Here is a 13,333-nt window from a genome sequence, read left to right as displayed (position 1 = left end):
GTGAAAAATGTGGTAAAGCTTATTAAAAACGAGATGATTAAAATGCTTTTTAAGAAGAAGCTGGTACTTATTTTAGCAATAATATTAATTGAAACAATAGCTTTTACTTATGGAGAAAATATAAGATACCAGAGAACCATAAGTAGTTACACGAAAAGTGAAACAGGAAATTATAATTGGAGGCCACTTATAAATAAACTTATGGCTGATATTAATAATAAACTTACGTATAAAGATATCAAGGCATCGGATGAAAAAGTTATGAAAATACAGCTTCAACAGTATAAATATTATTTAAAAAAGAACATAAATCCATCAGCTTTGTCTGCTTCTAAATTTACAGCACAATTTATGGAACAGTCTGCAATGATGCTTATGCCACTCCTTATAATAATACTTGCAGGAGATAGCGTTTCAGGTGAATTCTCATCAAAGACGATTAAGGTTTTGCTTACAAGAGCAGTTCCAAGATGGAAAATACTTTTAAGTAAATACATAGCATTAATATTAATGTCTGCTTTTGTAGTTTTTTTGTCAGCCTTTGTATCGATGATTGTTTCAGAAATTACTTTTAGAGACTTTGGCTTTATGGAACCTGTTATAAGTGGATATAAAGCTGTTGCTGGTCAAATTGACTCTTCAAGTGTTGTACAAATTTATCAATGGCAATATTTATTACTTGTTTGTGCTTTAAATTTTTTTGTTGCCTTAATTATAGCTACAATATCATTTATGGTATCAATTTTAGTAAAAAGTACAGCGGCATCTATAGGAATTATGATGTCAACTTTAATTGGAGGAAGCCTTTTAAGTGTATTTTTAACAGACTGGCCTTTAGCAAAATACTTTTTTGCAGTTAATCTAGATTTACCGCAGTATTTATCTGGAAGATTTAGAGTCGTAGATGGCATGAATCTTACATTTTCAATATGCACATTAATTGTATGGGCGGCAGGTTCGTTAATAATAAGTTTTATTGTATTTTCTAGGAAGGATGTACTTGTTTAGGATACTGGGACGTTAAGTACGTTTAATATATATACAAGATCAACTATTAAAATTCATGTGTACCATAATGCCTAGAAGACGGCATTTTGGTACAAATAAATTTTAAGTTTCACAATGGTATATCTTTATATAGGGAGAGGAGTAAAACTATTGAAAAAAATAATTGTGCATGGAGTAACAATAATAGCCATAGCAGTAATTGCAGTTTCTATATGGGGATTTATAACTTCAATTTCCCTAACAACAGGGAAAAATGATAAGTATGTTGCTAAAGAAGATAATAACGCGGTTGAAGTTAAAAATTCCATTAAATACGATAAAAATAGTTATAATATTTTAGCTATGGGGGATTCATTAGCAAAAGGAACAGGTGATGAAAGCAATAAAGGTTTTGCAGGAAATTTTGCTGATTATTTGCAAACAAAAACTTCCAAGAGTGTTAGGCTAGATAATTTGGCTATAAATGGAGATACCTCTGATGGACTTTTGCAGGTAGTTAAAAGTAGTGAGGCAGCCAAGCTTATTAAAAATAGCAACATAATATTAATATCCATTGGTGGAAACGAAATTACAAAGTTTAAAAATGCTGATGTATCATCTGAAGAAGGACAATTTAAAGCTACTCAGGATTCATATCTAAATAATTTAAAAAATATATTTAATACTATAAGAGGTCAAAATAAAAATTGTAAAATTGTTTGTATAGGATTATACAATCCTTTTGGAGAAAATATAAATTCCGATAAAATCAAACTTATTGATGATTGGAATAGTGGAACTCAAGATGTTATAGCAGATGACTCTAATGCAGTTTTTATACCAACGTATGATCTTTTTAGATATAATGCTCAAAGTTATCTTACAATTGATAATTTTCATCCCAACAGTGCTGGATATATTGCAATAGCTAAAAGGATAGAGGAAGCTGTGAAGCAGTAATGAACTATTACAAATAAATTATAAGTTTCCAAATGGTATATCTTTAATACGTTAAAGAGGCAAATTATTAAAATGCTAAAAAGTTTAGAAAATTGAAACTTTTAAGCATTTAAAATAATTTGCCTTTTAGTTTTATAGTAAATGTATAATGTGTTAAGAATAAATAACAGACAATTAACATTTTGGTGGTAATGGAAAAAATTGAATTAGTATATTATATAATCTGTTCCATACAAATTTAAAGTATGCAAGGGGGAAAAAAATGATAATTAGATCAATAAGAAAATCTAAAAGACTACTTTCTTTAATGCTGTCAGGTGCAATGGTTTTCGGATTGTTTGGAAACATGCCAGTTAAAGCAGCAACAACTGACAAAAATTCAAAAGTTATTGATTTGACAGAGAATGCAAAAAAGTCTACTAAAGCCGATAGTAATGGACAAATGTCACTGCAAATTTTGGCAACGTCGGATGCACATGGTAGATTTCTGCCTTATGATTATGCTGTAAATGCTCCGGATACAACAGGAAGTCTTGCTCAAATAGAAACTGCAGTAAAGTCTCTAAGAAGTCAAAATCCTAACAACACAATTTTAGTAGATGCCGGAGATATAATTCAGGATAATTCAGAATCACTATTTATTAACACAGCTTCAAATCCTATGATTGATGCAATGAATCAAATGGGATATGACACATTAACTTATGGAAACCATGAATTCAACTATGGAGTTCCTGCACTTCAAAATATTATGAAGAACTTTAAGGGAAAGGCACTTTGTGGAAACGTGTATAACAAAGATGGTTCAAGACTTGCAGCACCTTATGCAATTGTTGAAAGAAGCGGAGTAAAGGTTGGTATAATAGGAATGGTAACTCCTAATATAACAAGATGGGATTCTGCTAATCTTCAAGGTTATAAGGTTACAAATCCTGTGGATGAGACAAAGGCTGCTATAGCAGAACTAAAGAAGCAAAATGTAAATGTTATAATTGCAACAGAACATATGGGAGAAACAGAAGAATACAATGAGCCAGGTTCAGGAGTAAATGATGTGCTTGCAGCTTGTCCTGAAATTGATGCATTTGTTGCAGCTCATTTTCATGATAGAATAGTTGGAGATTATTTTTATAATAAAGCTACGTACACTTTAAATAATGGAACAGTAACAGCTACAGATATGGATGGTAATACTCATGCAGCTAGTATGGATGAATATAATACAGCTAAAGCTAAAGGAACTGTAATTGTAGAACCTTATAAGTGGGGAAAAACTCTTTCACAAATAAATATTAACTTAACTAAAGATTCAACTGGTAAATATGTTATAAGCAATAAAGGTACTGATATAACTACTGCTGCTTATGATATGTCTTCAAAGAGTGGTGTTACTTATCAGCCAGATACTGCTATGACAGCTTCTCTTCAATCTTATAATAAAACTGCTATAGATGATGCAAATACTCCTGTAGGAACTTTAAAAGGCGGTGACTTAGCTCCTAAAAATGACATTAAGGGTATAGCACAAGCAAAGCTTCAACCTACAGCTATGATTGATCTTATAAATAAAGTTCAAATGTACTACGGAGAAAAAATTGCAGGACATCCTATAGATGTTTCCTCAGCAGCAATGTTTAAAGATACTCAAAATATGGTTCAAGGCCAAATCAAAAGATGCGATTCTGCAAATATATATACTTACGACAATACTTTATTTGTGTTGAAAATAACTGGAAGTCAGCTTAAAAAGTATATGGAATGGTCAGCTAACTATTACAATACTTATAAACCGGGAGATTTAACAATATCCTTTAATAATTCTATTCCAGGGTATAATTATGATATGTTTTCAGGGGTAAAATACACAATAGATGTATCAAAAGATCCAGGAAATAGGATTGGAAACCTTACTAAAATGGATGGTACGCCTATAAAGGATACAGATGAATTGTATATGACAGTAAACAATTATAGAGCTCAGACACAACTTTTAAAAGCAGGAACTGTATTTAAAGCAGGGGATACACTTCCAACACTTGTAGGAGAGTCTGATAAGACAAATGGTTTTGGAGATGGAAGGGTAAGAGACCTTGTAATATCATATATACAGCAGGTTAAAGGTGGAACAATAACTCCAGTATGCGATAACAATTGGAAAATCATAGGTAACAATTGGAATACTTATGAAAGATCTTTGGCAGCTAAGTATATAAATAATGGAAGCCTAACTCTTCCTGATTATAATTCAAAACCTATTACTTGGAATGATGTAAAAAAGGTTAAGAATCCAAATGGAGATAAGATAGTAGATGTAGTATCTTTTAATGATTTTCATGGTAATTTAGCAGAGGATCCTGGTGATACTGGTAAAAATCCTGGTATGGCTAAGCTTGTAACTGCTATAGATGAGTATAAGGATGCAAATCCAGATACAGTTGTTGTTTCGGGCGGCGACAACTATGAGGGAAGTGCTATGTCTAATTTAACTCACGGAGCTCCTGTGTCTGCTATGATGAAGCAGCTTAATGTTGCAGCATCAGCTGTTGGAAACCATGAATTTGATTGGGGAATGGATTGGATTTCAAAATGGGCACAGGATGGAAATTTTGATTATTTAGCTTCAAATATATACGACAAAAAAACAGGAGAACCTGTAACTTGGGCGAAGCCTTATAAAATGGTAACGGTAGATGGGCTTAAAATAGGTTTTGTTGGACTTACAACTCCAGAAACTGCTTATAAAACTAAGCCTGAAAATGTAGCTACCCTTGAATTTAGAGATCCAGCTGCATGTGCAAAGATTTGGGCAGATAAACTTAAATCAGGAACTCTTCCAGAAGGAAAGGCAGATGTTGTCATTGCACTTACGCATATGGGAACAGCGCAGGATGCTAATGGAAATATAACTGGAGAAGTAGTTGATTCTGGTTTATGCAAGGTTGACAGCATAGATGCAGTAATATCAGCACATACACATTTAACTGTATGTGGAACTGTAAATAATAAACCAGTGCTTCAAGATAATTATGCAGGTAGAGCTTTGGGGGATTTATCTATTGTTGTTGACAAGACTACAGGAAAAGTTAAAACTATAATACCAAATGTAGATAATATATCTCAAAGGAAATCTCAATTAGTGGCAGATCCTAATGCTGGAGATAGTTATAATTCCTACAATACACAACTTCAACCTATATTGGGTAAGGTAGAAGGGGTTACGGATACAGAACTTACACATGATAGGTTTGCAACTGGAAGTTCTATACTTGGACAATGGGTTGCAGATGTTATGAGAAAGGCAGCAGGAACTCAAATAGGAATACAAAATGGTGGTGGCCTTAGAGAACCTATAGCAAAGGGAAACATAACTATGGGTGATCTTTATACGGTAATGCCTTTTGACAATACTCTTGTTAAAATGAATCTTAAAGGTTCAGATCTTAAAAGAGTAATTGAAAATGGTATAGAAAATAATAATGTTGGTTGGGTTCAACTTGCTGGAGTGAAGGTTTACTACGATAAAGATGCAAAGGCAGGAAGCAGAATAACAGCTATGTTCTTAGATGATGGCACTCCAATTGATATGAATAAAACTTACTCCGTTGTAACAAATGACTTTATGGCTACAGGTGGAGATCAATATGATTTTTCAGGGGCAACTAATGTTTATGATACAGGAGTACCAGTAAGAGATTCACTAGCTAGCGCACTTGAGGCCTTAAATGGAAAACATCTTGTAGTGGAAGATAAATCACCTCTTGTTTCCGGAGCAGCACCTTCAAGCAGTCAAGGTCAAGGTGGTAATACAGCCAATAATGGTGGAACTAGTACAAATGGAAACGGAAGCAATGGTAGCAGCAGTACAGGCACAAATGCTGGTAACCAAAGCACAGCAGCAAGCACTGGAAATAAAACTTCTAGTGTAGTTTCAAGTGGCAGCATAAGCAAACTTCCTCAAACAGGCTACGCAGTGGATACAGAGTTAATGATCGCAATTGGAGCATTAATTGTGCTTCTTGGAGCAGCTATGTTTATTGCAGCAAAATATAAAAAGAATAAAGAAGAAGCAGCATAAAAATTATTCTTTAGGTGAAGGCAAGCTTGAAGTTGTAAAGAAGCCCCTTCACCTTTTGTGTAGAAAATATTTAAGATAGGTAATTTACAATTTAACTCAGAGTACAGAGTACAGATGACAGAGTACAATGAAGGATGATTTTTCTCCGCGAGCGTAGAAAAATCTTAAAACTTATTTTTTTATTGCTTACGCAATGGCGTGATGTATGGCGCTCAGCGAAGCTGACGACATTTAAGTTTAAGATTTAGCTGAGCAGAGCGAAAGGTAAATCAACCTTAACTGTACTCTGCTTTTCAGATAGTATATCTTTAAATAAGGTGGGATTTTGTTGAAAAAATTTTTAAAGCCTCAATATGCAACTTTAGGTGTAATAGGCATTTTTGTTTTAGGACTTATAATATATTCTTTCACTTTAAATAATAACAGCAAAGGATTTTCTGGAAATTATGCATTTGCAAAAGCCAGTGTTGATAAAATCACTTTTGATAATTTATACATACTTAAAAATGCAAAAACGTCCTCCACGACTGCTAAGCAGGAATTTGAAATAACAATACTTGATGGAAAGCATCAGGGAGAAAAATATAAGATAAGAAATAGCATAGAAGCAGTTGATGTTAGAAGAATAGTAGTTAGTGAAGGCGATGAGATACTTGTTAATTATACTGTAGGCAATGATGGAAAAATGAACTCTATCCATCTTTATGAAATTGTAAGGGACAAGTATATATTTTTTTTAATTTGCATATTTGTTGTTTCAATAGTATTTATATGTGGCAAAAAGGGAATAAAATCTGTTTTGACACTTATATTTACTGGTTTCATGATATTAAAAGTTTTAATGCCAATAATTATGTCTGGGGCTAATGCTATTTTAGCAACAATAGTAGTGACTACAGTTACAGCAGCAGTGGTTATTCTTGTTATAAATGGTTTAAGTAAAAAGAGTATAGCAGCTGTTTTAGGTACTTTAAGCGGAATAGTAATTGCAGCAGTTATAGCAGTTATATTTGGAAATGCATGCAAGGTAACGGGTATTACAGGAAATGAAGCTGAAACTATGGCTTATGTTGGGAAAAGCATGAACCTGGATTATAAATATATACTTTTTTCAGCAATTATAATAGGAGCATTAGGAGCAATTATGGATGTAAGTGTATCTATTTGCTCTGCAATGAATGAGCTTATAGAAGTAAAGCCTAATATAGATAAAAAAGAACTTATTAAAGCTGGTATGAATATAGGAAAAGATATAATGGCAACTATGACTAATACGCTTATACTTGCTTATGCAGGAGGGGCTTTTAATTTGTTTCTATTATTTATTGCAGAAAGAGTTACGTATACAGAAATTATAAATATGGAAACTATAACAGCAGATATAATAAATGCCTTTGCGGGAAGTATAGGATTGCTGTGGACTATGCCTATAACAATTTTTATTATGGCTAATTTAAGAAGCTTAACAATAAATTTTGGAGGTCATAGAGATGAAAAAGTATAAATCTTTGTTTTTATGTATGAATAAACCTCTTTTAATGACAATTATGTCCTCGATAATAATAGTATGTATTTTAATGATAGGGCTTAACGGAATAAATAAAAAAACCTTGGCTTCTATTATGGGAACAGTGTTAGGCGTGACTTGAATATAGGAAAAGATATTATGGGAACAATGTCTAACTGTTTGTGTTGGGATTAATATGGGGAAAAAGCATCTGAAGAGAATTAATTGATATATAATATTTGTATTTTTAAGAAATTATTGATTTATAAAAAAATAAGTAGTAATATTTACATATAATAGCAAAAAATTAATTTTATATTTAGGAGTGATAAAAATGTTAAATAAAAATGAAAAATTAACAGATGAACAACTATTAAACATGACTGGTGGACAAGCATTTCTTGATAAATGTGAAGTAAATGCTAATTTCAATCCACCTATAAATCCATTATATGATATTCCACCTATTATATAGGGCTGTTACACAAAACTATTTTATACACAAAACTTAAATATTAAGAATTAAATCAATTCACAATTCACGATTCACAATTCACAATGAAGGATGATTTTCTGTAGCAAAGCTACAGAAAATCTTAAAACTTATTTTTTTATTGCTTACGCAATAGCACCATTTATGGTGCTAAGCGAAGCATATAATTTAAGATTTACCTGACAAAAGGAAGGCAAATCCTCCTTCATTGTGCATTGTGAACTGTGAATTGTGCATTGATTAAATTACTTCGCAATAATTTTAAGTTAAGTATTAAATAAGCAGTCACTATAACTTTATTAATATGAAGTTATAATACATAATTTGATTATCGGAGGGATAATTATGAATTACATGCCTATTACCGCTGTATGGGAAGTAACAATGGGATGCAATATGAGATGTAAGCATTGTGGTTCAAGTTGTGAAAGTTCTTTGCCAGATGAACTTACAACGGAAGAAGCTCTTAAGCTATGCGATGATTTGGGTAAACTTGGTTTTCAATGGATTACATTGTCAGGTGGTGAGCCAACTACAAGAAAAGATTGGGATTTAATAGCTAAAAGGCTTAAAGAAAATAATATAATACCAAACATAATAACTAATGCTTGGCTTTTAGATGAGAGTACCGTAATAAAAGCCAAAAATGCAGGAATTAACACAATAGCTATAAGTATGGACGGACTTGAAAATACGCATGATTTTATAAGAAAAAAAGGTTCATTTCAAAGGGATATGAAAGCAATAGATTTGATAGTTCAAAATGGTATGGGATGTAGCATTATTACCACAATTAATAATGTTAATATAGATGAACTTGAAGAACTTAAAAAGATTTTTGTAGAAAAGAAAATTTCTGCATGGCAGTTGCAATTAGGTTTACCAATGGGCAATATGCTTAAAAATAAACAATTGGTAGCAGAGCCTTTTCATGTAGATCAGGTAATTGATTTTGCATATAAAACCATGCTTGAAGATAAAATAAAAATTCATCTTGCAGATTGTATGGGGTATTTTAACATAAAAGAGGTAGAAGTTAGAAAACACACGTTAAAGTTGGAGGAATACCCTTGGAATGGCTGTGGTGCTGGAAAAAGCGTTGTTGGAATTTTATATAATGGAGATATTACGGCATGTACTTCTATAAGAAATAAGCAATTTATAGCTGGGAATATAAGGGAAAGATCCATAAAAGACATATGGGAAGATCCAAACAGCTTTACTTGGAACAGGGAAATGAAAAAAGAAAAGCTTGAGGGCTTATGCGGTAAATGTAAATATGGTGAAAGATGCCATGGAGGATGTACAAATAGCAGATTAACTCACGGTGGAAGTATTTATGCAGAAAATAAATATTGCTCGTACAATTTTGCTTTAAGTAAAGCTAAAAATCAATTTGATTCAGTAGAAGATAGCAGGCAATTGTATGCTAGTAGCAAAAAATATATTGAAAATGGAAACTTTCAATTAGCTGAGTTGGCGTTATCAAGAGCATTAGAAATAGATTCTAGTAATGATGAAATAGATGCACTTTATAAGTATGTTAATGAAAGGCTATGTTTAAAAGAATGTTGATATGAGCTTATGACATTAATGGACTCTAAGAATTGCTCGTTTATAATTTGCTACCCATTTAGATGCATCGTCCTGATGCCTAAATGGCTTTGACCGTCCTAGTCAAAATTACGCAAATTATAAACGAGCAATTCTAAGAGTCCATAAAAGTCAACACATCAAATCAACATTCTTTTAAACATAGCCTAATGAAAAAATTATAATGCATAAATCAATAATATAGCTTTGTCGAACAAAAATTACCTTATGCACAAATCTTAAATATTACGAATTAAATCAATTCACAATTCACGATGCACAATTCACAATTAAGGATGATTTTATGTAGCAAAGCTACATAAAATCTTAAAACTTATTTTTTTATTGCTTTAGCAATAGCACCATTTATGGTGCTAAGCGAAGCTTATAATATTTAAGTTTAAGATTTACCTGACGAAAGGAAGGCAAATCCTCCTTCATTGTGCATTGTGAACTGTGAATTGTGAATTGATTTAATTAGTTCGCAATAATTTTTAGTTACGTATTAAACTTTGGAAAAAGTCAAATTTTATTTTTTAAGCTTGTTTATAATAACTGAATAGCTTATCCTGTTAACTTAACTATTTAGTTTTCTAAACTTTTTTCTAAACAAAATAAAAATCAGTGTTCCGTCAAATATCCACTGGATGGAAGTAATTATCCACACATATATTACAGATAATCTCATTATGTGAATAAATATAAACATAAGTGGCATTCTTATAATCCAGCTTGATATCATAGAAACTTTGAAAGGTGTTTTTGTATCTCCAGCTCCCTTTAAGACTCCACCTGCAATCATTGATAAAGCAATGAAGGGCTGTTCTATTGATGCTATCATAACACATAAGGTACCTTCTTTAACTACTTTGTGTGCGCTAGAATTTATAAATAAAGAAACCAATTGATTAGGAATTAATAAAAACATAGCTGAGCATATAAGCATAACAAGTGTTCCTAAAAATAGTGAGGCATAAGCATATTCCTTGGCTTTCTTATAATTTTTTTCTCCAATTTTTTGACCAACAAGGGTTGTGGCAGCTATTGCAAAGCCCCAGCCGGGCATAAAAGATATAGATTCTATAGAAGTTGTTATTTGATTAGCGGCAAAGGCTAAGCTTCCAAGTGCAACAATGAAGAAATTACTTATAAGTCTACTTATGCTAAAAGCGCCTTCCTGCATTGATGAGGGAATTGAAAGTCTTAAAAAGCTGTTTACCATATCAAAATTAATTTCACGTATATATTTAAATCTCACTTTTATTTTTGCATATTTGATCATATAAAATAGAATAAATATAAAACCTAATATTTGAGCAGTACAAGTAGCTATTCCAGAGCCAGTTACACCCAAAGAAGGTGCCCCAAATTTTCCGAAGATAAGTACATAATCAAGGGCTAAATTTATTATTGTAACTATAAGTGAAGCAATTAAAGGCGTTTTTGTATTTCCACAGCCTCTTATTGAAGCATTTAAGCTGTTCATGAGCATGCTAAAAAATATACCAATTGAAGCTATTTTTATAAAAGGTGTTGCTGTAGTTATTATATTTTGTTGAGTTCCAATTGCCTTAAACAAATGTGTTGAAAAGAAAAATAGTATAAGCCATGTAAAAATAGAAATAATGAAGGCAAATAAAAAACCCAGTGTAGCATATTCTTCTGCATGGTTGTCTTTTTTTGCACCAACTTTTCTTGCAACTAAGGACGAAATACCAACGGAAATACCATTGGCTACGAGTATATTTGAAAAGGTATATATTGTTTCAGTGCTTAAACCAACACTACTTACTGCTAAATCTCCACCGTACTGACCAACCATCATGGTATCAAAAACTCCAATCATAGTATATAGAGTCATTTCAAAAACAGCAGGCAAAGCTATTGTCAAAACATCTAAAATAGTATCTTTTTTTAATTTCATAATGTGAGTCCCCCTTAAAAACATACCTAAGTATTATATCATATAAATATTTATTATATAATGTATATAAACATATTTGGCATTATATAATTAAATGGAGAGGTGAAGACTGTGAAAAGGCTTATAATTTATGAATCAATACATCACAAGAATACAGAGAAAATTGCAAAAGTTATGGGAGAAGTTTTAAAGGCGGAGCTTAAGAATCCAAAGGATGTAAATGTTGATGACCTAAAAAATTATGATTTAATAGGTTTTGGATCTGGAATATATTATGGTAAGTTTCATAAAAATATTTTGGAATTATTAAAAAAAATAAAATCTGAGGGAAAGCAGCGAGTATTTGTTTTTTCAACTAGCGGTCAAGGTAGAGAGCAATATAATGAATCGCTAAAAAGTGAACTTAAAGAAAAAGGTTTCGAGGTAGTTGGGAGTTTTGCTTGTAAAGGCTTCGATACCTATGGTCCATTAAAACTAATAGGTGGGATAGCTAAGGGAAGACCAAATGAAGAAGACTTTTCAAATGCAAGAGAATTTGCAGCGGAACTAACTATAATATAGAGTAGAGTGAAGGAAAATTTTCTGCTTAAGCAGAAAATTTTAAAACTTAATGGGAAAGTCTCAAAACATATAAGAATATTCAGTAAGACTGATTATTCTTTTTTTATAAAGATGGTTTATCTATAAGTTAAAAAATTTATTTGACATAATATTTATTACTGTAATATATTTTAGGCATTCATATAATTAATATGCTTTGTTTAGAAGAAATATTCCATAATATAATAAATTTAAATAAATTAAATTTATTATTAAAAGGTTACAAAATATGTTAAATAATGTTATTATAGATGTAAATAAAAATATTTAAGTGATAAGGAGATGATAAAAATGTGGATTTAAATTGTGTTATAATTTAGAATTTTTTTATAGCAATTAATCTAATTATATAAATTTTAGGTGAAATAGTAGTTTACACTGGATTAAGTTTTCTATAAAAAGTAAAATCGGAGGCGGGGTTAAGATGGCAGACAGGTTTTACGAGATAGTAAAAAAATCACAGCATGGGGATAAAGAGGCTATGTTAAATATGATAAATACATTTAAGCCATTGATAAAAAAATACAGCTACTATTTAAATTACGATGGAGCAAGCTCGGATTTGATTATAGCATTTATAGAGATTATAAGGAAAATGCCAGTTAATGAGGATGGTAATTTAAAATATGATAAGTTTATAGTTGGGTATATTTCTTCTGCCATTAAAAATAGATATATATATTTATCAAAGAAAAATTATCGAATCTGTTTAAATGAAACTGAATTGAAATTAGGTTTAGTAAGCATTGGAGTTAATGTTAAATTTGAAGATAAGATTTTTATTGGTGAAGTACTGGACAAGTTGTCGGAAATACAGAGAAGAGTTCTTGTTTTGAAGTTTGTTAAGAATTATAGTGATGTGGATATATCAAAAATTTTAAATATATCAAGGCAATCAGTGAACAGAGCAAAAAATAGAGCACTAAAAAATATAAGAAAATATATAGGGGAATAAGGGAGGGGAAGAAAGTATGGAAAATCCAATATTAAACTTGGCAGCATCGCAAGGTATTTGGGCATTGCTTTCAGTAATTCTTATTTTATATATATTAAAGGCACAGGAGAAGAGGGACAATAAACAGGATGAAAGAGAAAAAAATTATTACACATTGATGAACAAGCTTATAAACAAGTTTGCAAGTATTGAAAAAGATTTGAATAACATAAATAAAAAATCTACAAAATAACACAAAC

11 protein-coding genes are annotated in these 13,333 nt (G+C 31.3%); 10 read left to right on the top strand and 1 reads right to left on the bottom strand.

Going from position 1 to position 13,333, the window contains the following annotated elements:
* The first annotated feature begins 9 nt into the window (after positions 1-9).
* The 7 genes from CUEA01_RS19235 to CUEA01_RS19205 all read left to right on the top strand — a co-directional run bounded on the left by CUEA01_RS19235 (position 10) and on the right by CUEA01_RS19205 (position 9,597).
* Positions 10-1,008 (top strand): ABC transporter permease subunit, encoded by a 999-nt coding sequence (locus CUEA01_RS19235; RefSeq protein ID WP_234123545.1) that lies wholly within the window; start codon positions 10-12, stop codon positions 1,006-1,008.
* 150 nt (positions 1,009-1,158) lie between these two features.
* Complete coding sequence (locus CUEA01_RS19230) at positions 1,159-1,947, top strand: SGNH/GDSL hydrolase family protein (protein ID WP_234123544.1); 789 nt, start codon at positions 1,159-1,161, stop codon at positions 1,945-1,947.
* A 262-nt stretch (positions 1,948-2,209) separates the two neighbouring features.
* Positions 2,210-6,022 (top strand): 5'-nucleotidase C-terminal domain-containing protein, encoded by a 3,813-nt coding sequence (locus CUEA01_RS19225; RefSeq protein ID WP_234123543.1) that lies wholly within the window; start codon positions 2,210-2,212, stop codon positions 6,020-6,022.
* Positions 6,023-6,350: 328 nt separating this feature from the next.
* Positions 6,351-7,526 carry a YibE/F family protein gene (locus CUEA01_RS19220; protein ID WP_234123542.1) on the top strand — a complete coding sequence of 392 codons (1,176 nt, stop codon included), beginning with the start codon at positions 6,351-6,353 and terminating at the stop codon, positions 7,524-7,526.
* Complete coding sequence (locus tag CUEA01_RS19215; RefSeq protein ID WP_234123541.1) at positions 7,513-7,671, top strand: YibE/F family protein; 159 nt, start codon at positions 7,513-7,515, stop codon at positions 7,669-7,671. Before CUEA01_RS19220 ends, CUEA01_RS19215 begins: the two co-directional genes overlap by 14 nt.
* A 192-nt stretch (positions 7,672-7,863) precedes the next feature.
* Positions 7,864-8,004, top strand: a complete 141-nt coding sequence (locus CUEA01_RS19210; protein WP_234123540.1) for a hypothetical protein — start codon at positions 7,864-7,866, stop codon at positions 8,002-8,004.
* A gap of 363 nt (positions 8,005-8,367) precedes the next feature.
* Positions 8,368-9,597 (top strand): radical SAM/SPASM domain-containing protein, encoded by a 1,230-nt coding sequence (locus CUEA01_RS19205; RefSeq protein ID WP_234123539.1) that lies wholly within the window; start codon positions 8,368-8,370, stop codon positions 9,595-9,597.
* A gap of 595 nt (positions 9,598-10,192) precedes the next feature.
* On the opposite strand, the gene CUEA01_RS19200 is transcribed toward CUEA01_RS19205, so the two are convergent.
* On the bottom strand, positions 10,193-11,539 hold the full coding sequence (locus tag CUEA01_RS19200) for an MATE family efflux transporter (RefSeq protein ID WP_234123538.1): 1,347 nt from the start codon (positions 11,537-11,539) through the stop codon (positions 10,193-10,195).
* A 111-nt stretch (positions 11,540-11,650) separates the two neighbouring features.
* On the opposite strand from CUEA01_RS19200, the gene CUEA01_RS19195 reads away from it, so the two are divergent.
* The 3 genes from CUEA01_RS19195 to CUEA01_RS19185 all read left to right on the top strand — a co-directional run bounded on the left by CUEA01_RS19195 (position 11,651) and on the right by CUEA01_RS19185 (position 13,326).
* Positions 11,651-12,100 carry a flavodoxin family protein gene (locus tag CUEA01_RS19195; protein WP_234123537.1) on the top strand — a complete coding sequence of 150 codons (450 nt, stop codon included), beginning with the start codon at positions 11,651-11,653 and terminating at the stop codon, positions 12,098-12,100.
* 463 nt (positions 12,101-12,563) lie between these two features.
* A complete protein-coding gene (locus tag CUEA01_RS19190; RefSeq protein WP_234123536.1) occupies positions 12,564-13,094 on the top strand; it encodes an RNA polymerase sigma factor in 531 nt (176 codons plus the stop codon).
* A gap of 16 nt (positions 13,095-13,110) precedes the next feature.
* A complete protein-coding gene (locus tag CUEA01_RS19185; protein ID WP_234123535.1) occupies positions 13,111-13,326 on the top strand; it encodes a BhlA/UviB family holin-like peptide in 216 nt (71 codons plus the stop codon).
* The last annotated feature ends 7 nt before the right edge of the window (positions 13,327-13,333 follow it).

This window comes from Clostridium hydrogenum (genome assembly GCF_021432385.1).
GTDB classification, from domain to species: Bacteria; Bacillota; Clostridia; order Clostridiales; family Clostridiaceae; genus Clostridium_S; species Clostridium_S hydrogenum.
Note: the sequence above shows the minus strand (reverse complement) of the source record. Positions and strands in the feature narration are given on the sequence as shown.

What these genes read in the sequence shown, in the direction of transcription:
- CUEA01_RS19225 (WP_234123543.1), top strand. Translation starts at nt 2,210, where the DNA reads ATGATAATTAGATCAATAAGAAAATCTAAAAGACTACTTTCTTTAATG.
- CUEA01_RS19215 (WP_234123541.1), top strand. Translation starts at nt 7,513, where the DNA reads ATGAAAAAGTATAAATCTTTGTTTTTATGTATGAATAAACCTCTTTTA.
- CUEA01_RS19210 (WP_234123540.1), top strand. Translation starts at nt 7,864, where the DNA reads ATGTTAAATAAAAATGAAAAATTAACAGATGAACAACTATTAAACATG.
- CUEA01_RS19205 (WP_234123539.1), top strand. Translation starts at nt 8,368, where the DNA reads ATGAATTACATGCCTATTACCGCTGTATGGGAAGTAACAATGGGATGC.
- CUEA01_RS19200 (WP_234123538.1), bottom strand. Translation starts at nt 11,539, where the DNA reads ATGAAATTAAAAAAAGATACTATTTTAGATGTTTTGACAATAGCTTTG.
- CUEA01_RS19190 (WP_234123536.1), top strand. Translation starts at nt 12,564, where the DNA reads ATGGCAGACAGGTTTTACGAGATAGTAAAAAAATCACAGCATGGGGAT.
- CUEA01_RS19185 (WP_234123535.1), top strand. Translation starts at nt 13,111, where the DNA reads ATGGAAAATCCAATATTAAACTTGGCAGCATCGCAAGGTATTTGGGCA.